The sequence below is a fragment of the Micromonospora sp. ZG13 genome, assembly GCF_059359355.1.
This window is the reverse complement of record NZ_JCADBQ010000021.1, coordinates 1-23,817: the sequence shown is the minus strand read 5'-3', so window position 1 is coordinate 23,817 and position 23,817 is coordinate 1. Positions and strand designations below refer to the sequence as shown.

Genomic DNA, 23,817 nt, shown 5'->3' with positions numbered 1-23,817 from the left:
TTCCGGCAGTCGACCCGCTCACGGAGCGCGACGAGCCATTCGGCATCACCCGCCGGGGCGGGCTATTCGGCATCACCCGCCGGGCGGGCTATTCGGCATCACCCGCCGGGCGGGCTATTCGGCATCACCCGCCGGGCGGGCTATTCGGCGTCGCCCGCCGCCGCGCTGCGGGACGGGTCGAGCGTGGGGGAAGGACCGGGCCCGTCGGACGGACCGGCCTCCCGGGCCGGCCCGGCCTCGTCGAAGCCGTCCGACGGATCGACGTCGTCCGAGAGGTCGGCGTCGGTGCCCTCGACCTCGTCCTCCGGGCGCTGCCGGCGGGCCTTGCGGGCCGCCAGCCGCTCGGCGGCCGAGGCCCGGGTGGACTTCTCCTCCAGCCGGACGTCGGTGCCCCGGTTGCCGGGGATGAAGTCGGCGCCCGCGTAGAGGGTGGGCTGCCAGTCGAACTCGCGCTCGCCGATGCGGACCAGGTCGCCCGGCTCCGCGCCGGCCTTGCCGAGCTTCTCCTCGACGCCCAGCCGGGCCAGCCGGTCGGCCAGGTAGCCGACGGCCTCGTCGTTGTCGAAGTTCGTCTGCCGCACCCACCGCTCGGGACGGACACCGCGCACGACCCAGGCGCCGTCCGGCGCGGCCTCGATGGTGAAGCCGGCGTCGTCGACGGCCCGGGGCCGGATCACGATCCGGGTCGCCTCGGCCGGCGGCGCGGCACGGCGGCCCTGCTCCACCAGCTCCGCCATGGCGTACATGAGTTCCTTGAGCCCCTCGCGCGTCGCCGCGGAGACCTCGAACACCTGGAAGCCGCGCGCCTCCAGGTCGGGGCGGACGATCTCGGCCAGGTCCCGGCCGTCCGGCACGTCGATCTTGTTGAGCGCCACGAGGCGGGGGCGGTCGGCCAGGCCCCCGTACTCGGTCAGCTCGGCCTCGATGGTGTCGATGTCGGCGACGGGGTCCCGGCCGGGCTCCATCGTGGCGGTGTCGATGACGTGCACCAGCACCGCGCAGCGCTCGATGTGCCGCAGGAACTCCAGGCCGAGGCCCTTTCCGGTGGCCGCGCCGGGGATCAGGCCGGGCACGTCGGCGACGGTGAAGGTGTGGTTGTCCAGCCGGACCACGCCCAGGTTGGGCACCAGGGTGGTGAAGGGGTAGTCGGCGATCTTCGGCTTGGCGGCGGAGATCACCGAGATCAGCGACGACTTGCCGGCCGACGGGAAGCCCACCAGCCCGACGTCGGCGACGCTCTTGAGCTCCAGCACCACGTCGAGCTGCTCGCCGGGCTCGCCCAGCTCGGCGAAGCCGGGGGCCTTGCGCCGGGCGTTGGCCAGCGACGCGTTGCCCCGGCCGCCGCGCCCGCCCCGGGCCACCTCGAACGTCGTGCCCGCGCCGACCATGTCGGCCAGGACCGTGCCGTCGGGGGCCTGCACCACGGTGCCGTTCGGCACCTTGAGCACGAGGTTGCGGCCGTTCGCGCCGTCCCGGTTCGACCCGGCGCCACCCTTGCCGTTCTCGGCCTTCACGTGCGGGCGGAAGTGGAAGTCCAGCAGCGTCGTCACCTGCGGGTCGACCACCAGGGACACGCTGCCGCCGTGCCCGCCGTTGCCGCCGTCGGGGCCGCCGAACGGCTTGAACTTCTCCCGGTGGATCGAGGCACAACCGTGCCCCCCATCGCCGGCCTGCAGGTGCAGGACGACCCGGTCAACGAACGTCGCCACGGACGTCAATCCTTCCAGCGGGGGTCACGCCCCGCACGAAAAAAGCAAAGCGGGCCGGGACACGAGGTCCGCGGCCCGCAACGCCTTCGAACTACTGCTGCGGCACGATGCTGACGGTCTTGCGACCGCGCTTGGTGCCGAACTGGACCGAACCGGCGGCCAGCGCGAAGAGCGTGTCGTCTCCGCCGCGGCCGACCAGGTCACCGGGGTGGAACTTGGTGCCACGCTGCCGGATGAGGATCTCACCCGCGCTGACGACCTGACCACCGAAGCGCTTCACGCCGAGCCGCTGGGCCGCGGAGTCACGGCCGTTGCGCGAGCTGGACGCACCCTTTTTGTGAGCCATGTGAGGACGACCTACTTCCCGCTGGAGATGCCGGTCACCTTGACCTGGGTCAACGGCTGGCGGTGACCCTGGCGCTTGTGGTAGCCGGTCTTGTTCTTGAACTTGTGGATCCGGATCTTCGGGCCCTTGGTGTGCGCGGCGATCTCGCCGGACACCGCGACCTTGGCAAGCTTCGCCGCGTCGGTCACCAGGTCGTCACCGTCGACGAGGAGCACCGCGGTGAGCTTCACCGCGTCGCCGGGGGCACCGACGAGCTTCTCGACCTCGATCACGTCGCCCTCGGCGACCTTGTACTGCTTGCCGCCGGTCTTGACGATCGCGTACATCGGAGGCGGACTCCCTGTCGTTGAGGCTGCTGGCGGGTGTTCCCGCGGCGGCTCGCCGGGTAGCAGAGGCACGGCGGCGCGGGCACGCGAGAACTCGGCACACCAAAGTGCGCCGCAGGTCAGCGTACGCCATCGGAGGGCCGACGCCCAAACCGGGCCCGCCGGTCAGCGGGCGCAGAGCTGGTCGAGGCGCTGCCGGAGCCGGTCGAGCTCGGTCTCGTCGATCGAGTCGACGTCGGTGCCCAGCGTGCCGACCTCTGCCGCCATGTCCGCGAGCAGCGTCTTGAGCTGCGGATCCTCGGCCCGGGTCGACTCGCGCCGCAGCGTGCCCCGCCAGTCGGTCAGCGCGGTGGAGATGCGGTCCCGGGCGGTCCGGGCCGCCGCCGCGTCGTCCGCCCCGACCGCCGCGACCATCTTGCCGAGTTCCTCGACGTACGTCCGCACGGCCGTCTCGCCGGCCCGCTGTGCCGCGGCACACACCTCGGGCGCGTTGCCGCCCGCCGCCCCGCTGCCGGCGCCGGGGCGGGCGCCCGTCGTCGCGCCGCCGGCGGGCCCGCCCGTCGCCGGGCCCGTCGGGGTGCCGCCGGGCGGGGCGGCCCGCTCCGGCCGCTCGGCCGCGCACCCGGGGCCGGCGAGCAGGACAGCGGTGAGCGCGGTGACGGCGAGCAGACGGCGCATCGTTCTTCTCCTGACCGCAGGCGGCCGTTCGTGGCCGGGGATCGACCATACGACAGGGCCCCGCCCGCCGGACATCGCCGGGGACGGGGCCCTGTCACACGTCGGACCGCTCAGCCGGTCACGGCCGGGTACGCCGCCGCGCGCCGCTGCGGCGGGACCGGCGCCGGCCGGCACCGCCCTCCGACTCGTCGCCGTCGGCGTCGGAGAGCGCGTCCGGGTCGTCCGGGGCGGCGAGCCGGGCCGACTCGCCCGTCTGGCTGTCGACGGCCTCGCCGGCGGCGGTGGTGTCCGCCTCGTAGCGGGACAGGTCGTAGCCCATGGTGTCGTGGTACTCGGTGTCCGGGGCGGCGTCGGCGACGGTCTCGGTGACCTCCGCCACGGTGCGCTCGGCCGGCGCGCCCTTGCGCGCCCGGCGCCGGGAGGTTCCGGCGGCCGGCTCCGCCGCCGGGGCGGTCACGGCGGAGGCGACCGCCTTGACCTTCTCCCCCGCGCCGCCACCGCCGGAGCGCGGCTTCTCCGGCACCGGCTCGGTGTGGATGATCAGGCCCCGGCCCTTGCAGCACTCGCAGGTCTCGCTGAACGCCTCCAGCAGGCCCGCGCCGATCCGCTTGCGGGTCATCTGCACCAGCCCGAGCGAGGTGATCTCGGTGACCTGGTGCTTGGTGCGGTCCCGGCCCAGGCACTCGGTCAGCCGGCGCAGCACCAGCTCACGGTTGGACTCCAGCACCATGTCGATGAAGTCGATCACCACGATGCCGCCGAGGTCGCGCAGCCGGAGCTGGCGGACGATCTCCTCGGCCGCCTCCAGGTTGTTGCGGGTGACCGTCTCCTCCAGGTTGCCCCCGGAGCCGGTGTACTTGCCGGTGTTGACGTCGATGACCGTCATCGCCTCGGTCCGGTCGATCACCAGCGAACCGCCCGAGGGGAGGAAGACCTTGCGGTCCAGCCCCTTGATGATCTGCTCGTCGATGCGGTACTCGGCGAAGACGTCGGCGGTGCCGACGTGCCGGCGCAGCCGGGCGACCAGGTCGGGCGAGACGTGCGACAGGTACGACTCGACGATGTCGTACGACTGCTCGCCCTCGATCACCAGCTCGCGGAAGTCCTCGTTGAACAGGTCCCGGACGACCCGGATGACCAGGTCCGGCTCCTCGTAGAGCAGCACCGGGGCGCCGCCCTCGGTCGCCTTGGCCTGGATGTCCTCCCACTGCGCCTGGAGCCGCTTGACGTCGCGCGCCAGCTCGTCCTCGCTGGCGCCCTCGGCGGCCGTCCGGACGATCACGCCCGCGCCGTCCGGCACCAGCTTCTTCAGCACGTCGCGCAGCCGCTTGCGCTCGGTGTCGGGCAGCTTGCGGCTGATGCCGGAGGCGTTGCCGTGGGGCACGTAGACCAGGTGCCGGCCGGAGAGCGCGATGTGGCTGGTCAGCCGCGCGCCCTTGTGACCGATCGGGTCCTTGGTGACCTGCACCAGCACCGAGTCGCCGGAGCGCAGCGCCTGCTCGATCGAGCGGGCCCGCCCCTCCAGGCCGGTGGTGTCCCAGTTGACCTCGCCGGCGTACAGGACGGCGTTGCGGCCGCGCCCGATGTCGACGAAGGCCGCCTCCATGCTGGGCAGGACGTTCTGCACCTTGCCGAGGTAGACGTTGCCGGCCATGGTGCCGGAGGAGTTGCGGGTGACGTAGTGCTCGACGAGCACCCCGTCCTCCAGGACGGCGATCTGGGTACGGTCGCCGCGCTGGCGTACCGCCATCACCCGGTCGACGGCCTCCCGCCGGGCCAGGAACTCCGACTCGCTGAGGATCGGCGGCCGGGTACGGCGCTGCTCGCGGCCGTCGCGGCGGCGCTGGCGCTTGGCCTCCAGGCGGGTGGAGCCGGAGACGCCCTGCACCTCGTCGACGGTTTTGCGCGGCTCGCGGATCTTGACGACGGTCGGCACGCCGTCGTCGGCGCCCGCCTCGACGTCGCCGGCACCCCGGCGGCGGCGACGGCGCCGGCGGCGGGTCAGCGCGTCGCCGCCCTCGGCGTCCTCGTCCTCGTCGCCCTCGGTCTCCTCCGCCTCGGCCTGCGCGGCCTCCTCGGACTCCTCGTCCTCGGCGTCGTCCGCGCCGCCCTTGCCCCGGCCACGGCCACGGCGGCCACGCCGGCGCCGGCGGCGGGCCGCGGCGCTCTCGTCGTCCTCGTCCTCGTCCTCGGCGGCCTCCTCGGCCTCCTCCACCGGCTCCTCGAGCTCGACGGCCTCGACCACCTCGGCGTCGCGGCGGCCACGTCGGCGGCGGCGCGCCGGCTCGACCGGCTCCTCGGCGACGGGCTGCTCCTCCGGCTCCGGCTCCGGCGCCGGCGCGACGACCCGGGCGACCGGGACGTCCTCCGGCTGCGGGGCCATGAAGAGCACGGTGGGCGCGGAGAGCGCGGCCCGCCGGCGGCGGGTGCGCGGCTCGGGCTCCGGCTCCGGCTCGATGACCGGCTCGACCTCCTCGGTCGGCTCCTCCTCCTCGGCGGGCGCGGTGACCGCGACGCCCGGCGGAACCTCGCCGGAACGGCTCTCGGCGCCGCTGACCGCGACGGGCGGGGCGGCGGCGCCGAATCCGGTGCCGGCCTCCGGCTCGACCCCGACGGGCGGCTGCTCCACGGCCCCGGCGGGGGCGGCGCCGGCGACCTCGGTCGGGGTCTCGGCGGCCGGCTCGGCCGCGGCGGGGGCGGCCTTCTTCCGACGGGTACGCGTCGCCTTGACCGGCGGCGTGACCGGCTCGGCGGGCGCCTGGTCGGCTGCGACCGGCGCCTCCCCGGTGGCCTCGGCGGGCTGGGTGGCGGCCTCGGGTGCCTGCGCGGCGGCCTCCGGGGCCTGCGCGGCGGGGTCCTCGGCGGCCTTCGCGGTGGTGGCCTTGCGGCGGCGGCGCGTCGCCTTCGGGGCGGCGTCGAGGTCGCCGGAGACGGGGGCGAACACCTCGGCCTGCGGCGCCTCGCCGCTGCCCGACACGGACGCCGTGGACGCCTCGACGGGCGCCTCGGTCTGCTCCGGCTGGTTCAGCGGCGCGGCCCGCCGCCGGGTGGTACGCCGTCGTACCGGCGCGGCCGGGGCCTGCTCGCCCTCGCCGGTGCCGCCCTGGACGGTGCCGGCGTTCTCCGCCGCGGGGGCGTTCCCGCCGTCAGCGGCGCTCGCCGCTCCGGCAGCGTGCTCCGCCGCGGGGGCGTTCCCCGCCCCGGTGGCGGTCTCGACGGTGCTGGCGTCAGCGGTCTCGCCGGCCGGCTGTGAACCGGTCCGTTCGCCGCCCTCGGGCTCGTTCTCGAGCATGGACGTTCTCCAGTTCTGGCTGCCCCGGGCGCGGGTGAGCGCTGCCACGCAGGGTCGCCGCAAAAGTGTTTCCGCCGGGCGCGCACGGTGCGCGACCGCCGAAGTCTGCCTACCTGAACGCTGACCGACGGTCAGCGTTCACCGATGGTTGCCCCGTCGCGGTCCGCGTCCAACGGATCCGCGATCGCATCCTGCGCGGTCAGCGTGCCCTGTGCCAGCCGGATCACCCTCGGCGAGACCGGCGGCTCCAGGTCGGCCACCACGCGGAGGCCGGAAAGGACGTCATCGGGCCGCACGGAGGGGGTGACCTGCCGCACGACCAGTTCGAGTATCGCACACGGTACGGCCGGGGCCCCGGAAGGCGTCTCCGGCGACGTCACGACATCGATGCGGATCACCGCCGCGCGGGCGTCGAAGGTGCGTCGGCCCTGCTTGGTCATCCGCTCGACCAGCACCTCTTCGGCGGCCGTGAAGGCGGCAACCGCCCGTTGCAGGACGGCCGGGTCGACCTCGGGCAACTCGATGCGCCAGTGCGACGCCTCGATCCGGTCGGCAAGACTTCCCCCCGTGGCCACGACCGCGTCGAGCACGTCGAGCCCCGGCGAGAGGGCGGCGTCCAGCGCGGCGCGCAGCTCCGCCGGGTCGACCTGCTCACGCAGGCCGATCTCCAGGTACTCGGCCTCGCTCGCCACGCCCGTCGGGGCCGCGCTGGCGTACGAGATCTTGGGGTGCGGGGTGAAGCCCTGGGAGAAGGCGATCGGCACGCCCGCCCGGCGCAGCGCCCGCTCGAACGCGCGGGCGAAGTCCCGGTGCGAGGTGAAGCGCAGCGGGCCGCGCTTGGCGTACCGGATGCGGACCCGCTGCACGACGGGTGCCTGACCGCCCTCTGGCTGTGGTTTCCTGCTGATCGTCGTGCTCCTCGTCCGGTCAGTGCTCGTTGATCATGAAGTTGTCGCCGGCGACACGCCGTCGCGTGGCGACAACCTCATGATCGACGCAATGGGGGCCCGGGGGTGGGTGGGGGTCCGGGTCAGGGCTGGGCGGGGGTGGGCAGCTTCAGGCCGTTGACCGGGGTCAGCGGGAGCAGCTTCTTCCCCGTCGGGCCGATCTGGATCTCGGTGTCCATCGACGGGCAGACGCCGCAGTCGAAGCACGGCGTCCACCGGCAGTCGTCCTGCTCGTACTCGCTGAGCGAGTCCTGCCAGTCCTGCCAGAGCCAGTCCTTGTCCAGGCCCGAGTCCAGGTGGTCCCAGGGCAGGACCTCCAGCTCGTCGCGCTGCCGGGTGGTGTACCAGTCGAGGTCGACCCCGAAGGCGGGCAGCACCTCGGTCGCCGCGGTCACCCAGCGCTGGTAGGAGAAGTGCTCGCTCCAGCCGTCGAACCGGCCGCCGTCCTCCCAGACCCGGCGGATCACCGCGCCGACGCGGCGGTCACCCCGGCTGAGCAGGCCCTCGATCAGCGACGGCTCGCCGTCGTGGTAACGGAAGCCGATCGCCCGGCCGAGCGAACGGTCCGCGTTGATCGCCTGCTTGAGCATCCTGAGCCGGCCGTCGATGACCTCCGGCCGCTCCATCGGCGCCCACTGGAACGGGGTGTGCGGCTTCGGCACGAACCCGCCGATGGAGACCGTGCAGCGGATGTCCTTCGAGCCGGTGGCGGCCCGGCCGGCCCGGATCACCTCGTGGGCCATGTCCGCGATCTCGAGGACGTCTTCGTCGGTCTCGGTGGGCAGGCCGCACATGAAGTACAGCTTCACCTGCCGCCAGCCGTTCGTGTACGCGGTGACGACGGTGCGGATCAGGTCTTCCTTCGACACCATCTTGTTGATGACCTTGCGGATCCGCTCCGACCCGCCCTCGGGGGCGAAGGTCAGGCCGGTACGCCGGCCGTTGCGGGACAGCTCCTGCGCGAGGTCGATGTTGAACGCGTCCACCCGGGTCGACGGCAGCGAGAGCGAGACGTTGGTGCCCTCGTACTGCTGGGCCAGGCCCGAGCACATGTCGCCGATCTCGGAGTGGTCGGCCGACGACAGCGACAGCAGGCCCACCTCGTGGAAGCCGGAGAACTCCAGCCCCTCGCGCACCATCTGCCCGACGGTGGTGATCGAGCGCTCCCGCACCGGCCGGGTGATCATGCCGGCCTGGCAGAACCGGCAGCCCCGCGTGCAGCCCCGGAAGATCTCCACCGCGTACCGCTCGTGCACGGTCTCCGCGAGCGGCACCAGGGGCTTCTTCGGGTACGGCCAGGCGTCCAGGTCCATCGTCGTGCGCTTGTGCACCCGGAACGGCACGTCCGCCCGGTTCGGCACGACCCGCTGGATGCGGCCGTCGGGGAGGTAGTCCACGTCGTAGAAGCGCGGCACGTAGACGCTCTCGGTGCGGGCCAGGCGCAGCAGCAGCTCGTCGCGCCCGCCGGGGGAGCCCTCGGCCTTCCACTCCCGCACGATCCCGGTGATCTCCAGGACCGCCTCCTCGCCGTCGCCGAGCACGGCGGCGTCGACGAAGTCGGCGATCGGCTCCGGGTTGAACGCGGCGTGGCCGCCGGCCACGATCACCGGGTCGGCGTCGGTGCGGTCGGCGGCGAGCAGCGGGATGCCGGCCAGGTCGATCGCGGTGAGCAGGTTCGTGTAGCCCAGCTCGGTGGAGAAGGAGACACCGAAGACGTCGAAGTCGCGTACCGAGCGGTGCGCGTCGACGGTGAACTGCGGCACGCCGTGCGCGCGCATCAGCTTCTCCAGGTCCGGCCAGACCGCGTACGTCCGCTCGGCGAGCACGTCGGGCAGCTCGTTGAGCACCTCGTAGAGGATCTGCACGCCCTGGTTGGGCAGGCCGACCTCGTAGGCGTCGGGGTACATCAACGCCCAGCGCACGGCCGCCGCGTCCCAGTCCTTGACCACCGCACCCAACTCGCCACCGACGTACTGGATGGGCTTGGTCACCTGGGGCAGCAGCGGCTCCAGCCGGGGCCAGATCGAATTGGCCGCGGCGGGGCGCGGCGTGGTGGACGGGACGCTCATGATGCCCAAGGGTACGCGGCCCGGTGGCGGCGACCGCGCGCACGCCGGGCGTCGCGCGCCGCGACGGCGCGGCGGCCCCGCGACACGTCCGCCCGGCCCCGTGCGGTGCCGGCGACGGCGGTGGCCGGGATCGCCCCGCTGGCGCGTCGGTACTAACCTCGGACCGGCGCGAGAGGAGATTGCCGCGATGCCGCAGCCGCAGCCGGGCACGGACCGGCCGGCCGACGGGAGCCCCCCGGGTCAGGACCAGGTTCAGGATCCGGCGGTCACCGAGGAGCCCCCGACCTCCCCCGCAGCACCCGCCCCCACCGGCGGCACGGGCCCGGAGGGCACCCGTGAGCTGCCCACCGACGACCCCACGTCGACCGCGACCGCCGACGTCCCGCACGACGCGGGCGCCGGGTCGCCGGGCTCCGCCGTCGCCGGGCGGGACACGGACGGCAGCGGGCCGAGGGACGGCGCCGGGTCGGACGACACCCGCGCCGCCGCACCCGAGCGCCCGGCCGGTGTCGGGCCGGAGGGCACCCGGCTCCTGCCCGACGACGGTCCGCCGGCCGTCGGCCCGCAGGGCACCCGGATGTTCCCCGCCGACGAGCAGCCAGCCGAGCCGCCCGCGCCCCGGTGGAGCGGTTCGGCTGCGGTCCCCCCGCCGAAGCCACGCAAGCGGGCCTGGGGCGAGTCGGCCGAGATCCCCCCGGTGCCGGCGCCGGCACCGGCGCCCCCGCCGGAGCAGCCCGAGCACCTCACCCCGGTCGACCCGTGGGCGGGCGCGGACACCGGCGGGTGGGACCTGCCGCCACCCCCGCCGCCGACACCGACGCTGCCCTACCCCGTGCCGCCGTCGCCCCGGCCCCACTCCGGGCCGCCGGCTGCACCCGTGCACTCCCCCGCCCCGCCGGAGCCACCGCGGCCCGCGCCGCCCCGGGTCGCCTACCCGGCCGCCCCGCCGGCGTACCCCGTCTCGCCGCCGCCCGTGGCCTACCCCGTCTCGCCGCCGCCGGCCTCCCGGCCGCCGGCCCCCGCCCGTCCGGCGCCGCCCCCACCGGCGCCGCCCGCGCCGCCCCGGCAGCGTCGGGCGTCCGCGCCGCCGGCCGGACCGCAGGCCCCCCAGGGGTACGCCCCGAGGCCCACCCGCAGGCGGCGCCGGTGGCCGTGGATCCTGCTGCTCATGCTGGCCTGCTGCTGCGGTTGCCCGGCCTACTACGGCGTGCCGATGTCGTCGCAGTACCCGGCCGACGCCGCCCTGCCCGCCGAGGTGGCCGACCTGCGGCTGCGCGACGACAACACCAGCAAGGCGACCGCCAAGCAGTTGGAGGCGGAGGTGCGCAAGGCACACTGGCTGGCCGAGGACACCTTCGCCGGCGTCTACACCACGACCGCCGGCAAGCGGGTGACGGTCTTCGGCGGCACCGGCTTCCGGTTCACCCCTGAGTCCGACGCGGAGGACGAGATGACCCGCCTCACCGGGCAGTACTCCCTCGGCGAGGCGCAGGTCGTCGACACCGGCGTACGCGGACGCCACCAGCGCTGCGCGGTGGGCCGGGCCGACGGCCAGGACGTGGTGGTGTGCACCTCGGTCGACCACGGCAGCATCGCCACCGCGGTCTTCACCCGGCTCTCGCTCGACGACAGCGCCTCCCTGCTCGGCACCCTGCGCGAACAGGTGGTCACGACCAAGCAGAAGTAGGTCTTCGCGGCTCGACCGGCTCGACCGGCTCCACGCCGTCGACACCGGAGCAGCGGCGCGGCTCGGCCGCCCCGTGACCGGCTCAGGCCGGGGTGTCGCCGGCGGTGTCGGAGTGCGCGCGCGGCGGGGCGTAGCGGGGCACGTACTCCTGGCCGGTGAGCTTCTGGATCTCGGCCATGACCTCGTCGGTCATCTCGCGCAGCGACGTGCGGTCGTCCGGCCGGCCGGTGAAGTCGAGCGGCTTGCCGAACCGGATGGTGATCTTGGCGCGGCCGGGGCGGGGCACCCGGGTCCCGATGGGCTGGGCCTTGTCGGTGCCGGTCATGCCGACCGGGATGATCGGCACGCCGGCCGCCACCGCCAGCCGGGCCGCCCCGGTGCGCCCCCGGTAGAGCCGGCCGTCCGGCGACCGGGTCCCCTCCGGATAGACCGCGACCAGGTCGCCGGCCTTGAGCACCGGGATGGCGGCGTCGAACGCGGACAGCGCCGCGCGCCCGCCGGCCCGCTCGACCGGGATGGCGCCCAGGCCGGTGAGCACGTGCTTGGAGAGGGCGCCCTTCGGGCCGGTGCCCTTGAAGTACTCCGACTTCGCCCAGAACGCCAGGTGCCGGGGGACCACGGTGCCGAGGAACAGCTCGTCGGCGACCGAGAGGTGGTTGCCCGCGAAGATCGCACCCCCCGTGTCTGGAATGTGCTCCAACCCCTCCACGGTCGGACGGAAGGCCAGCCGGAGCGCGGGCGCCACGGTGAGCTTGCCGATGGTGTAGAGCAGCGGCACTGGTCCTCCGGCGGAGTGTGTGCGAACAGGCGGTGTCACGGTAACCGACGGGTCCACGGGGCGTCGTCGGGGTGGCGGGTCGACCGCCAGGTGAGCGGGCGTGTCGGGGCTGGTGGGGGCGGTCCGCCAGCGCGCCGCCGGACCGCCCCCACCGCACGGACTCATACCCTGCGGACGGCCACCGTCACCCGTTCGCCCTCGCCGACCTCGCCGGTGAAGCCGTCCACCCCGTCGGCGAAGTCGACGGAGTCGGCCAGCACCTCCCGGGCCACGAAGTCGGTGTACGCGGCCACCGCCGCGCGCACCTCCTCGCCGGCCGACAGCGCCACCACGACCCGGTCCGAGACGTCCAGGTCGGCGTCCCGGCGGGCCTGCTGCACCACCCGGACGACGTCGCGGGCCAGCCCCTCGGCGGCCAGCTCGGGGGTGACCTCGGTGTCCAGCACGACCACGCCCTCGCCGCCGGGCAGCGGCGCGGAGTGCTCGGCGTCGGCGGCGACCAGGCGCAGCTCGTACTCGCCCTCGGCGAGGGTGACGCCGGCGGCGAGCGGGGCGCCGTCGACCAGCTCCCACTGCCCCGCCTTGACCGCCTTGATGACCTGCTGCACCTGCTTGCCGACCCGGGGGCCGAGCGCGCGCGGCACCACGGTCAGCACCTGCTGGCAGTACGCGGACACCTCGTCGGTGAACTCCACCGCCTTCACGTTGACCTCGTCGGCGACCAGGTCGGCGAAGGGCCGCAGCTGCGCCGCCGCCGGCGAGGCGACGGTGAGCTTCGACAGCGGCAGCCGGACCCGCAGCCCCTTGGCCTTGCGCAGCGACAGCGCCGCCGAGCAGACCTCGCGGGTGGCGTCCATCGCGGCGACCAGGTCGTGATCGGCCGGGAAGTCCTCCGCCGACGGCCAGTCGGTCAGGTGCACCGACCGCTCGCCGGTCAGGCCGCGCCAGATCTCCTCCGCCGTCAGCGGCGCCAGCGGCGCCACCACCCGGCACAGCGTCTCCAGCACCGTCCACAGGGTGTCGAACGCCTCCGCGTCACCGGACCAGAACCGGTCCCGGGACCGCCGGACGTACCAGTTGGTCAGCGCGTCCAGGTAGGACCGGACGGTGGCGCAGGCGCCCGAGATGTCGTACGCGTCCATCTGCTCCTGGACCGTCGACACCAGCTCGTTGGTCTTCGCCAGCACGTACCGGTCGAGCAGGTGCGTGCTGTCCGTGCTCCGCTTCGCCGTGTGCCCGTCGGCGTTGGCGTAGAGCGAGAAGAAGTACCAGACGTTCCACAGCGGCAGCAGCACCTGGCGCACCGAGTCGCGGATGTTCCCCTCGGTCACCGCCATGTCGCCGCCGCGCAGCACCGGCGAGGACATCAGCATCCAGCGCATCGCGTCCGAGCCGTACGAGTCGAACACGTGGTAGACGTCCGGGTAGTTGCGCAGGCTCTTGGACATCTTGCGCCCGTCGGAGCCGAGCAGGATGCCGTGGCTCAGGCAGTTGCGGAACGCCGGCCGGTCGAACAGCGCCGTGGCCAGCACGTGCATGGTGTAGAACCAGCCGCGGGTCTGGCCGATGTACTCCACGATGAAGTCGCCCGGGTAGTGGTGCTCGAACCACTCGCGGTTCTCGAACGGGTAGTGCACCTGGGCGAACGGCATCGAGCCGGACTCGAACCAGCAGTCCAGCACCTCCGGCACCCGGCGCATCATCGACTTCCCCGTCGGGTCGTCCGGGTTGGGGCGGACCAGCGCGTCCACCGCCGGCCGGTGCAGGTCGCTCAGGCGTACGCCGAAGTCCCGCTCGATCTCCGCCAGCGAGCCGTAGACGTCGACCCTCGGGTGGTTCGGGTCGTCGGACTTCCACACCGGGATCGGCGAGCCCCAGAACCGGTTCCGGCTGATCGACCAGTCGCGGGCGTTGGCCAGCCACTTGCCGAACGAGCCGTCCTTGATGTGCCCAGGGGTCCAGTTGATCTGCTGGTTGAGCTCGACCATCCGGTCCTTGAACTGCGTCACCGCGACGAACCACGACGACACCGCCTTGTAGACCAGCGGGGTGTCGCAGCGCCAGCAGTGCGGGTAGGAGTGGGTGTAGGTGTCCTGCTTGAGCACCACCCCCCGCTCCTTCAGCTCCCGGATCACCGGCTTGTTGACGTCGAAGACCTGCTCACCCTCGTAGGGCGGCACCAGCGCGGTGAACCGGGTGTGGTCGTCCACCGTGACGATGGTGGGGATGCCGGCCGCGTTGCAGACGTTCTGGTCGTCCTCGCCGAAGGCCGGTGCGAGGTGGACGATCCCGGTGCCGTCCTCGGTGGTGACGAACTCCGCGCCGAGCACCTGGTAGGCGTTCTCCCCCGCCTGCTCGACGAGGAAGTCGAACAGCGGGGTGTAGCGGCGCCCGACCAGGTCCCGGCCGGAGACGGTGCCGACCTGCTCGTAGCCCTCCAGCTCCTTGGCGTACGCGGCCAGCCGCGCCGCCCCGACGACGTGGCGCTGCCCGTCGCGCTCCAGCACCGCGTACTCGATGTCGGGGCCGACGGCGAGCGCGAGGTTGGACGGCAGGGTCCACGGCGTGGTGGTCCAGACGCCGAGGCGCACCGGCCCGCGTACCAGCTCCGGCGCGTCCTCGTCGGGGGTGAGCGCGAACCACACCGACAGCGTCGGGTCGTGCCGGTCCCGGTAGACGTCGTCCATCCGGGTCTCGGTGTTCGACAGCGGCGTCTCGCAACGCCAGCAGTACGCCAGCACCCGGAAACCCTCGTAGACCAGGCCCTTGTCGTGCAGGGTCTTGAAGGCCCACATGACGCTTTCCATGTAGTCCAGGTCGAGGGTCTTGTAGTCGTTGGCGAAGTCGACCCAGCGGGCCTGCCGGGTGACGTAGCGCTCCCAGTCGTGGGTGAACTCCAGCACGGAGCTGCGGCACGCCTCGTTGAACCGGGCCACGCCGAGGTCGAGGATCTCCGCCTTGCTGGTGATGCCGAGCTGCTTCTCGGCGACCACCTCGGCCGGCAGGCCGTGGCAGTCCCAGCCGAAGCGCCGCTCGACCCGGCGACCGCGCATCGTCTGGTAGCGCGGCACCACGTCCTTGACGTAGCCGGTGAAGAGGTGCCCGTAGTGCGGCAGGCCGTTGGCGAACGGCGGGCCGTCGTAGAAGACGTACTCGTTGTCGGCGTCGCCTGCGACGCCGCCTCCGGCTGCGCCCGTGGTCTCCGGTCGCCGGCCGGAGGCCGGCCTGGCCTCGACCGAGGCCTCGAAGGTCTTGTCGGCCGTCCAGTGCTCCAGGACCCGGCGCTCGACCGCGGGCAGGTCCGGGCTCGCCGGGACGCCGGCGGCGGTCGGGTCGTGCAACGGATAGGCCATCGCGGGTCGTTCTCCTCGCAGCTCACTGGTCATGTGGTCTGCGAGGACGAGCCTTCTCGGGTGCGCCTCGACGGCGCCCCCGGGCAGGCCCGCGGTACCACCCCGCTTGACGGTCAGGATCGACCGCCCGCTCGTTGGCCGGCTGTGACGGGCCGGACCCGTCCGGTTCTACTGGGCCGGGGTGAGCCGGCTGTTCTTCCGGAGGCTCACCGGTGATGGCCGGGTCATCGCCTTACGACCGCCAAGGTTACCCGACCACCCGGGGAGATCGCCGCCGAGTAAACCCGTTCCGGTGTCCGGCGCCTGGGGTGACGCGGTGATCAGGATCAGGTTGGACGAGCCGACGCTCGCGCGCGCCCGGATCGCCCACGAGGTCCGCCGTGCAGCCGGGGCAGGTCCGCCGCTGTGCTCTCCTGGCCGTGCGGCGAGGCCGACCCGACGTCGAACAGCGTGACCGGGCTCACGGCCGCCGGTGTCACGCCGCGCCTGCGCGCGCCGTCGTGTGGGTGTCGAGACAGACCGGATTGAGGAGGGCCGTCATGCAACGGATCAACGTGGCCGAGGTGGCACCGCAGGCGTACCAGGCCGTGCTGGGGCTGGAGAAGTACGTCCGGGCGAACGTCGGGCACACCGTGCTGGAGTTGGTGAAGCTGCGGGCGTCGATGCTGAACGGCTGCGCGTTCTGCGTCGACATGCACAGCCGGGACGCGCTGGCGGCGGGCGAGTCGGACCGGCGGCTCTTCGCCGTCGCCGCCTGGCGGGAGGCGCCCTTCTTCGACGAGCGGGAGCGGACCGCACTGGCGCTCACCGACGCGGTGACCCGGCTCGGCGAGCACGGCGTGCCCGACGACGTCTGGGACGCGGCGGCGAAGGTGTGGTCGGAGAAGGAACTCGCGGACCTGCTGATGGCGATCGCCACCATCAACGTGTGGAACCGCATCGCCGTGACCTGCCGCACCGACCTGCCCGCGGAGGCGTGACGGTCACCGACGCGACGCCGGCGGCCGGTGCGCGGCGCGCGCACCGGCCGGGTGTCGCACTCCCGGGTGGGTCAGCCCAGCTCGGGGAACCAGAGCGCGATCTCGCGCTTGGCGCTGTCGGGCGAGTCGGAGGCGTGCACCAGGTTCTCCCGGTTGGACAGGGAGAGGTCGCCGCGGATGGTGCCGGCGGCGGCCTTGCGGCCGTCGGTCGCGCCGATCATGCCGCGCACGACCTCGATCACCTGGTCGCCGGAGAGCACCAGCGCCACCAGCGGACCGCCGGTCATGAAGTCCTTCAGCGGCGGGTAGAACGGCTTGTCCACGTGCTCGGCGTAGTGCTGGTCGGCGAAGTCGCCGTCCAGCGTGCGCGCCTGCATGGCGTCGATCCGCAGCCCCTTGCGCTCGAAGCGGGAGATCACCTCGCCGACCAGCCCACGACGGACCGCGTCGGGCTTGATCAGTACGAGGGTGCGCTCATCGGGGCTGCTGCTGGACACGCTGGGTTCCTCCTGTGCGCACAAGACGGTCGGGCTGGGTACGGTCAGCCTAGCGACCCGGTCCCGGCGCCGGCGCGGCGGCCGGTCCTTCCTCCGGCGGCCGATCCGGCCTAGCCTGGCCCTTGACCCTCGGGAGGTCCACTGTGGCGAATGGCGGGAACCGACCCATCGCGCCGGTACGCAAGCTGATCGCCGCGGTGCTGGGCACCGTGGCCACCTTCGTCGTCCTCTTCGGCCTCGGCATGACCAGCTGGGCGATCGTGGCGCTGGGGGTCGCCCTGCTGGTGCTGGCCATCGCGCTGGCCACGGTGCGCGGGGGCGGGCGCACCTGGGTGGTCGGCGAGGGACACGTGCACAGCGCCTCCGAGCCGCCCACCCAGTACGCCTTCGGCCGCTGCGAGCTCCAGCTGGTGATCGACGCCCCGGGGCTGCCGCCCCGGTCCAAGAAGATCATCGAGCCGCGGGTGCCGGTGGCGAAGTGGCCGTCGCTGGGCCAGACGCTGCCGATCCGGGTGGCCCTGGACGACCAGCGGCACGTCCGGGTGCTCTGGGACGACGTGCCCACCCACGCGGAGACCGCCGCCGCCGCCGTCGCGGCCGACCTGCCGCCCGAGTACGCGGGCGCCGAGCCGCTGGACGACGTGCTGATCCAGCAGGAGGCCCCGCCGTGGGCGGACCGGGCGCCGGACGACGACCTGCGGGACGACTTCCGCGGCGACTTCCGGGAGGAGTTCCGCGACGACTTCCGGGCCCCGGCCGGCGATCCGCTGGGCGACCCCGTCGGGGACCCGCTGGGCGACCCGCTCGGCGACGACCGGGGCAGGCAGCCCGAAGAGCGCGAGCCCGTCGTGGTGCACCAGCGCCCGGGTGGGCCGGTCGTGCTGGAAGGCACGCTCGTCGAGCAGCCCGCCGCCGGCACCCTGCCGCGCCGGGCCACCCCGACGCCCCGCCCGCCCGCCGAGGAGCGGTTCGACGCACCCGGCGAGCGCCCCGATCCGCCCCCGCCGGCGGACCCGATCGACCTGCCCCTGGACGATCCCGCCCCGCCACGCGACCGGGTCCGCGACCAGCGGATCAGCCCGGAGGAGCTGGACGAGGCGATCTTCGGCCCCGGGCCGGCGACGGACGACGACGGGGAGACCGCCGCCGGCGACGAATTCGGCGCGCCGATCGCCGGGGTGGGCCTGACCCTGCTGGTCACCGACCTGCCCCGCTCGCTCGACTTCTACCGCGACCTGGGCTTCGCCGAGGTCGACCGGGGTTCGGGCAACGCGGTCCTCTCCTCGGGCACGACCCGCCTGGTGCTGCGGGAGGTGACCGAGGCGGCGCCGATCAGCCGCCGCCTGGTGCACGTCAACCTCGAGGTCGACGACATCGGCTCCGCCTACGAGCGGCTGCGCGGGACGGGCGTCCGGTTCACGTACGCCCCCCGGGTGGTCAACCGGGGCACGAAGCTGGAGGTGTGGGCGGCGGCGTTCCGCGACCCGGACGGCCACGGCATCGCCCTGACCCAGTGGCGGGAACGCGCCGAGGCCTGACCCGTCAGCCCAGGATGACCCGGCGCACGTGCAGGGCGTACGCCCACACCAGGGCGAAGACGACGCCCAGCACGAACAGCGACCAGTGCAGCAGGCCGGCCAGCATCAGCAGCCCCTGAAGGGCGGTGCCGGCGTGCCAGGCCCACGGCCGGCGCATCATGCCGGCCAGCAGCACCGCCACCACGGCCAGCGCCACGACCACCCCGATCGCCGCGCCACCCAGGTCGCCGCCGACGACCCGGATGGGCTGGATGGCCAGCACCAGCACCAGCGCCTCCAGGCTCAGCGTGCCGGCGCCGAGGCCACGGACCGCCCGCTCCGGGTTCCGCAGCCCGGAGCGTCGCGGCGGCCGCCCGCCGGGGGTGTCGTCCGCCGTGTCGGCCGGTCGGCGCCCGGGGGTACCGCCGGCCGCACCGGCCCTCGGGTGCCCGGAGCTGCCGTCGGCCGTACCGGCCGGGCGGTCGTCGCCCGCGGGGGCGCGCTGCGGCCCGCTCATCGCTTCAGCAGCCGGCGGGCGTCGGCCACGGTCACCACTGATCCGGTGACCAGCACCCCGACCCCGCTCAGCTCCCCCGGTACGTCCTCCTCGGCCAGTGCCACCGCCGCCTCGATGGCGTCCGGCATCTCCTCGGCCACCTCCACCCGGTCGGGTCCGAAGACCTCGGCCGCCAGCGCGGCCAGCTCACCGGCCGGGAGCGCCCGGGGCGAGCTGTTGCGGGTCACCACGACCTGGTCGACCACCGGCTCCAGCAGTTCCAGCAGGCTGGCCGCGTCCTTGTCCGCGAGGACGCCGACCACGGCGACGAGCTTGCTGAACGCGAACTCCTCCTGGAGGGCCGTCACCGTGGCGGCCATCCCGTGCGGGTTGTGCGCCCCGTCGAGCAGGATGGTGGGCGCGCTGCGTACGCGCTCCAGCCGCCCCGGCGAGCTGGCGGTGGCGAAGCCCTCCCGGACCGCCTCGACGTCGAGCTGCCGCTTCGCCCCGGCGCCGAGGAACGCCTCGACCGCCGCCAACGCCACCGCCGCGTTCTGCGCCTGGTGGGCACCGTGCAGCGGGATGAAGACCTCCTCGTAGACGCCGCCGAGGCCCTGGAGGGTGAGCACCTGCCCGCCGACGGCGACCGCCCGCCGCAGCACCCCGAACTCGGCGCCCTCCCGGGCGATGGTCGCGCCCACCTCGGCGCAGCGCTCCAGGATCGGCCCGGCGGCCTCCTCCTCCTGCGCCGCCGAGATCACCGTCGCGCCCTTGTGGATGATCCCCGCCTTGGCCAGCGCGATGTCCTGGATGGTGTCGCCGAGCCACTCGGTGTGGTCCAGCCCGACCGGGGTGAGCACGCACACCCCGGCCTGGAGCACGTTGGTCGCGTCCTCGGCCCCGCCCAGGCCCACCTCGACCACCGCCACGTCCACCGGGGCGTCGGCGAAGGTGGCGAAGGCCAGCGCGGTGGTCATGTCGAAGTACGTCAGCGGCTCCGCCGAGCGCTCGTCGACCAGCCGGGCCAGCGGCTCGATCTCCCGGTACGTGGCGACGAACCGCCCCTCGTCCACCGGCTCGCCGTCCAGGCTGATCCGCTCCCGGACGCTCTCCAGGTGCGGGCTGGTGTAGCGGCCGGTGTGCAGCCCGAACGCCCGCAGCAGCGAATCGATCATCCGGGCCGTCGAGGTCTTGCCGTTGGTCCCGGTCAGGTGGATCGACGGGTACGCCCGCTGTGGGCTGCCGAGCAGGTCCAGCAGCGACTCGATCTTGTCCAGCTCGAAGGCCATGCGGGTGAAGCCGCGGCCGGCCAGCTCGGCCTCGACGGCGGCGAAATCGGTGCGGTCGGTCACGAGGGCAGCGCCTCCAGAGCGGCGTCGATGCGGACGAGGTCGGCCTCGGCGACGGCGAGCCGGTCGCGGATCTTGGCGACCACCGGCTCCGGCGCCTTGTCGACGAACGCCGGGTTGCCGAGCTTCGCCCGCGCCTGCGCGGCCTCCTTCTCGGCGGCCGCCCGGTCCTTGGTCAGCCGGGCCCGCTCGGCGGCCACGTCGATCGTCCCCCGGGTGTCCAGGGCCACGCTCACCTCGCCGGGCATGGCGAGCGTCGCGCTGGCCTGGAAGTCGTCGCCGGCCGCGTCGAGGCGCACCAGCGACCGGATCAGCGGCTCGTGCGCGGCGATGCCGGCGGCGGCCAGGCCGTCGAGCCGCGCGGCGACCCGCTGCGTCGGGCGCAGCCCCTGGTCCGAGCGGAACCGCCGGATCTCGGTCACGACCCGCTGGAGGGTGCCGACCTCGACCTCCGCGGCGTCGTCGACTCCGGTACGGTCGGCCACCGGCCAGGCGGCGGTCATGACCGTCTCGCCGCCGGTGAGCGCGATCCACAGCTCCTCGGTGACGAACGGGATGACCGGGTGCAGCAGCCGCAGCAGCTGGTCCAGCACGTGCCCGAGCACCCGGCGGGTCGCCTCGGCGGCCGGGCCGCCCTCGGCGAGCACCGGCTTGGTCAGCTCCACGTACCAGTCGCAGACGTCGTCCCAGGCGAAGTGGTAGAGCAGGTCGCAGACCTTCGCGAACTCGTACGCCTCGAACTGCTCGTCGACCTCGGCGGTGACGTGCGCCAGCCGGGACAGGATCCACCGGTCGACCGTCGAGAGCGTGTCGGCCGCCGGCAGCGGCCCCTCGGTGTGCGCGCCGTTGAGCAGCGCGAACCGGGTGGCGTTCCACAGCTTGTTGCAGAAGTTGCGCGAGCCCTGGCACCACTCCTCGCTGACCGGCACGTCCCCGCCGGGGTTGGCGCCCCGGGCGAGGGTGAACCGGGTGGCGTCGGCGCCGTAGCGGTCGATCCAGTCCAGCGGGTCGACCACGTTGCCGAACGACTTCGACATCTTCTTGCCGAACTGGTCGCGGACCATGCCGTGCAGGGCCACCGTGTCGAACGGCTGCCGGCCGTCCATCGCGTACAGGCCGAACATCATCATCCGGGCGACCCAGAAGAAGAGGATGTCGTAGCCGGTCACCAGGACGCTGGTGGGGTAGAACTTCGCCAGGTCGGGGGTCTGCTCCGGCCAACCGAGCGTGGAGAACGGCCACAGGCCGCTGGAGAACCACGTGTCCAGCACGTCCTCGTCCTGGTGCCAGCCCGCGCCGGTCGGCGGCTGCTCGTCCGGGCCGACGCAGACGATCTCGCCGTCCGGGCCGTACCAGACGGGGATGCGGTGGCCCCACCAGAGCTGCCGCGAGATGCACCAGTCGTGCATGTTGTCGACCCAGGCGAAGTACCGCTTGGCCAGCTCCGCCGGCTCGATCTTCACCCGGCCGTCGCGCACCGCGTCGCCCGCCGCCTTGGCCAGCGGGGCGGTGTTGACGAACCACTGGAGCGACAGCCGGGGCTCGACGGTCGTCTTGCACCGGGAGCAGTGCCCCACCGCGTGCACGTACGGCCGCTTCTCGGCGACGATCCGGCCCTGCTCGCGCAGCGCGGCGACGATCGCGGGACGGGCCTCGTACCGGTCCAGGCCCTGGAACGGGCCGTGCGCGGTGATGACGCCCCGCTCGTCCATGATCGTCAGCGACGGCAGGTCGTGCCGCTGGCCGATCTCGAAGTCGTTCGGGTCGTGCGCGGGGGTCACCTTGACCATGCCGGTGCCGAAGCTCGGGTCGACGTGTTCGTCGGCCACGATCGGGATCCGCCGGTCGGTCAGCGGCACGGCCACCTCGGTGCCGATCAGGTGCCGGTAGCGCTCGTCGTCGGGGTGGACGGCGACCGCGGTGTCACCGAGCATCGTCTCGGCCCGCGTGGTGGCGACCACGACGTCGTCGCTGTAGCGGATCGAGATCAGCTCGCCGTCGTCGTCGGTGTGCTCCACCTCGATGTCGGAGAGCGCGGTCAGGCAGCGCGGGCACCAGTTGATGATCCGGTTGGCCCGGTAGATCAGCCCGTCGTCGAAGAGCTTCTTGAACATGGTCTGGACGGCCCGGGACAGGCCCTCGTCCATGGTGAAGCGCTCACGGTCCCAGTCGACGGAATCGCCGAGGCGGCGCATCTGGCCGAGGATCGCGCCGCCGGACTCGGCCTTCCACTGCCACACCCGCTCGACGAACTTCTCGCGGCCCAGGTCGTGGCGGGACAGGCCCTCGCCGGCGAGCTGCCGCTCGACCAGGTTCTGGGTGGCGATGCCGGCGTGGTCCATGCCGGGCAGCCAGAGCGCCTCGTGGCCCTGCATCCGCTTGCGGCGGGTCAGCGCGTCCATCAGCGTGTGCTCGAACGCGTGGCCCATGTGCAGGGAGCCGGTGACGTTGGGCGGCGGGATGACGATGGTGAAGGGGGGCTTGTCGCTGTCCGCCGACGCCCGGAAGTGGCCGGCGGCTACCCACTGCTCGTACCGTCGCTGCTCTACCTCGCCAGGCTGGTACTGGCCGGCAAGGGCGGGGGCGTCGGGGCGTCGGGCATCCAGTCTCTCGGTCACCCTGAAAGTCTACGGAGCGCTTCCCGGGACCCGACGTGCGCCACCTGCTGTTCGCGTACGGTGTCGGCTATGTCCGACGCACATCTCACCGAGCGCCCGGCCGCCGACGGGCCCGAGCCGATCGACCTGACCGACGAGCCCATCCAGCTCAGCAACCGGGACCCGGAGAGCGCCCCGGAGCGGCGGGGGACGTGGTCGAGGCGTCGACGGGTGGCGTGGGCCGTGGCGGCGGTGGTCGGACTCGCGGGAGCCGCCGTGCTCGGTACGGCCGGCATGCGGATCGCCCAGCAGAAGGACGCCGATCTGGCCACCCCCGACCGGGTGGCGGGCCTCGTACGGGACGACAGCGACCGGGCCCGCAGCACGTCCGACTACCTGCGCAGCGGATTCGCCGCCGACATCGACCTGGACAGCAGCTTCGGCACCGTCTACCGCGATCCGGCCGACGAGAAGCGCTCGGTGCTCGTCTTCGGCGGTACGACCCTGCTCTGGCAGCCGGAACGGGACCTGGACAGCCTCTTCAAGCTGCTCACCGACGAGACCGGCAAGGTGACGGGGTTGCGCAAGGTGCCGGCCGGCCGCTTCGGCGGCGTGATGAAGTGCGGCACCACCAGCGGCGACGGCGGCGACTTCGCGGTCTGCGGGTGGGCCGACCACGGCAGCGTGGTGATGGCGATCCTGCCGGGACGCGCCGTCGAGGACGCCGGCCGGCTGTTCCGCTCGATCCGCGAGGAGATCCAGACCCGCGGCTGACGCCTACCGGCGCCTGCTGCACGCCGCTCGGAGTCGAGCGGTCGCCGCCATCGCCGAAAGCACCGGTGCACCGCTGTCACTCCACGAGTGCCGGTCGACGTCCGAGACCGGGGCGCGTTTCCTGCGCGGTGCCCGCGCCCTGCTCCTCGCCGTGCCGGTAGCCCGACGCAGTGGCCCGACGGGAGACCGGATACCCGGGAACCTGGGCGGGTGGCGGCGCCGGGCGTGCACTGCCAGCAGCCAGCAGGCAAACGCCTGCGCGCATGAGCCGTGCACCTCGCCACCCGGAAAAGGGTGCCCAACGCAGTTCAGGGCCACCCCGAAGGGTGACCCTGAACCGAAAGATTGTCCGGCGGTGTCCTACTCTCCCACACCCTCCCGAGTGCAGTACCATCGGCGCTGGAGGGCTTAGCTTCCGGGTT

Annotated in this window: 17 protein-coding genes and 1 rRNA gene; 4 read left to right on the top strand and 14 right to left on the bottom strand. The window is 73.6% G+C overall.

The features are described 5' to 3' along the window. Nucleotides 1-140: 140 nt before the first annotated feature. From obgE to AC5L34_RS27225, 7 genes are all read right to left on the bottom strand, one after another. On the bottom strand, nucleotides 141-1,709 hold the full coding sequence (gene obgE, locus AC5L34_RS27255; RefSeq protein WP_441177804.1) for a GTPase ObgE: 1,569 nt from the start codon (nucleotides 1,707-1,709) through the stop codon (nucleotides 141-143). Nucleotides 1,710-1,800: 91 nt separating this feature from the next. Beyond that, nucleotides 1,801-2,055: a 50S ribosomal protein L27 gene (gene rpmA / locus AC5L34_RS27250; protein ID WP_013288010.1), complete on the bottom strand. Its 255-nt coding sequence runs from the start codon at nucleotides 2,053-2,055 to the stop codon at nucleotides 1,801-1,803. Between the two features lie 11 nt (nucleotides 2,056-2,066). After that, nucleotides 2,067-2,381: a 50S ribosomal protein L21 gene (rplU, locus tag AC5L34_RS27245; RefSeq protein WP_088975625.1), complete on the bottom strand. Its 315-nt coding sequence runs from the start codon at nucleotides 2,379-2,381 to the stop codon at nucleotides 2,067-2,069. Between the two features lie 165 nt (nucleotides 2,382-2,546). Then, nucleotides 2,547-3,059, bottom strand: coding sequence for a hypothetical protein (locus AC5L34_RS27240; RefSeq protein ID WP_441177803.1), 513 nt, complete (start codon nucleotides 3,057-3,059; stop codon nucleotides 2,547-2,549). 118 nt (nucleotides 3,060-3,177) lie between these two features. Next, complete coding sequence (locus AC5L34_RS27235) at nucleotides 3,178-6,351, bottom strand: Rne/Rng family ribonuclease (RefSeq protein ID WP_441177802.1); 3,174 nt, start codon at nucleotides 6,349-6,351, stop codon at nucleotides 3,178-3,180. A gap of 131 nt (nucleotides 6,352-6,482) precedes the next feature. Beyond that, on the bottom strand, nucleotides 6,483-7,217 hold the full coding sequence (locus AC5L34_RS27230; protein WP_441177801.1) for a TIGR03936 family radical SAM-associated protein: 735 nt from the start codon (nucleotides 7,215-7,217) through the stop codon (nucleotides 6,483-6,485). Nucleotides 7,218-7,381: 164 nt separating this feature from the next. Next, nucleotides 7,382-9,367 (bottom strand): TIGR03960 family B12-binding radical SAM protein, encoded by a 1,986-nt coding sequence (locus AC5L34_RS27225; protein ID WP_441177800.1) that lies wholly within the window; start codon nucleotides 9,365-9,367, stop codon nucleotides 7,382-7,384. Nucleotides 9,368-9,554: 187 nt separating this feature from the next. On the opposite strand from AC5L34_RS27225, the gene AC5L34_RS27220 reads away from it, so the two are divergent. Continuing rightward, nucleotides 9,555-11,054, top strand: coding sequence for a hypothetical protein (locus tag AC5L34_RS27220; protein WP_441177799.1), 1,500 nt, complete (start codon nucleotides 9,555-9,557; stop codon nucleotides 11,052-11,054). 82 nt (nucleotides 11,055-11,136) lie between these two features. Here the strand turns inward: AC5L34_RS27220 and AC5L34_RS27215 are convergent, their stop codons facing one another. After that, nucleotides 11,137-11,832 carry a lysophospholipid acyltransferase family protein gene (locus AC5L34_RS27215; RefSeq protein WP_441177798.1) on the bottom strand — a complete coding sequence of 232 codons (696 nt, stop codon included), beginning with the start codon at nucleotides 11,830-11,832 and terminating at the stop codon, nucleotides 11,137-11,139. Nucleotides 11,833-11,993: 161 nt separating this feature from the next. After that, entirely contained in the window at nucleotides 11,994-15,185 is a 3,192-nt protein-coding gene (gene ileS, locus AC5L34_RS27210; RefSeq protein WP_441177797.1) for an isoleucine--tRNA ligase, read from the bottom strand. A 539-nt stretch (nucleotides 15,186-15,724) separates the two neighbouring features. On the opposite strand from ileS, the gene AC5L34_RS27205 reads away from it, so the two are divergent. Further along, nucleotides 15,725-16,165 carry a carboxymuconolactone decarboxylase family protein gene (locus tag AC5L34_RS27205; RefSeq protein WP_363903642.1) on the top strand — a complete coding sequence of 147 codons (441 nt, stop codon included), beginning with the start codon at nucleotides 15,725-15,727 and terminating at the stop codon, nucleotides 16,163-16,165. A gap of 71 nt (nucleotides 16,166-16,236) precedes the next feature. On the opposite strand, the gene ndk is transcribed toward AC5L34_RS27205, so the two are convergent. Further along, nucleotides 16,237-16,662 (bottom strand): nucleoside-diphosphate kinase, encoded by a 426-nt coding sequence (gene ndk / locus AC5L34_RS27200; protein ID WP_088998851.1) that lies wholly within the window; start codon nucleotides 16,660-16,662, stop codon nucleotides 16,237-16,239. Nucleotides 16,663-16,805: 143 nt separating this feature from the next. Between ndk and AC5L34_RS27195 the strand changes: the two genes are divergently transcribed. Next, entirely contained in the window at nucleotides 16,806-18,200 is a 1,395-nt protein-coding gene (locus tag AC5L34_RS27195) for a VOC family protein (RefSeq protein ID WP_441177796.1), read from the top strand. Between the two features lie 4 nt (nucleotides 18,201-18,204). On the opposite strand, the gene AC5L34_RS27190 is transcribed toward AC5L34_RS27195, so the two are convergent. Genes AC5L34_RS27190 through AC5L34_RS27180 form a run of 3 tightly spaced genes read right to left on the bottom strand, consistent with a single transcriptional unit; the run spans nucleotide 18,205 to nucleotide 22,642 of the window. Further along, a complete protein-coding gene (locus AC5L34_RS27190) occupies nucleotides 18,205-18,696 on the bottom strand; it encodes a DUF4233 domain-containing protein (protein WP_441177795.1) in 492 nt (163 codons plus the stop codon). Beyond that, nucleotides 18,693-20,027, bottom strand: a complete 1,335-nt coding sequence (locus tag AC5L34_RS27185) for a bifunctional folylpolyglutamate synthase/dihydrofolate synthase (protein ID WP_441177794.1) — start codon at nucleotides 20,025-20,027, stop codon at nucleotides 18,693-18,695. Before AC5L34_RS27185 ends, AC5L34_RS27190 begins: the two co-directional genes overlap by 4 nt. Next, nucleotides 20,024-22,642 carry a valine--tRNA ligase gene (locus tag AC5L34_RS27180; RefSeq protein ID WP_441177793.1) on the bottom strand — a complete coding sequence of 873 codons (2,619 nt, stop codon included), beginning with the start codon at nucleotides 22,640-22,642 and terminating at the stop codon, nucleotides 20,024-20,026. Before AC5L34_RS27180 ends, AC5L34_RS27185 begins: the two co-directional genes overlap by 4 nt. Before the next feature lie 69 nt (nucleotides 22,643-22,711). Between AC5L34_RS27180 and AC5L34_RS27175 the strand changes: the two genes are divergently transcribed. Continuing rightward, nucleotides 22,712-23,395, top strand: coding sequence for a hypothetical protein (locus AC5L34_RS27175; RefSeq protein WP_441177792.1), 684 nt, complete (start codon nucleotides 22,712-22,714; stop codon nucleotides 23,393-23,395). Nucleotides 23,396-23,742: 347 nt separating this feature from the next. On the opposite strand, the gene rrf is transcribed toward AC5L34_RS27175, so the two are convergent. Then, nucleotides 23,743-23,817, bottom strand: a 5S ribosomal RNA gene (rrf, locus tag AC5L34_RS27170); the annotation flags it as partial.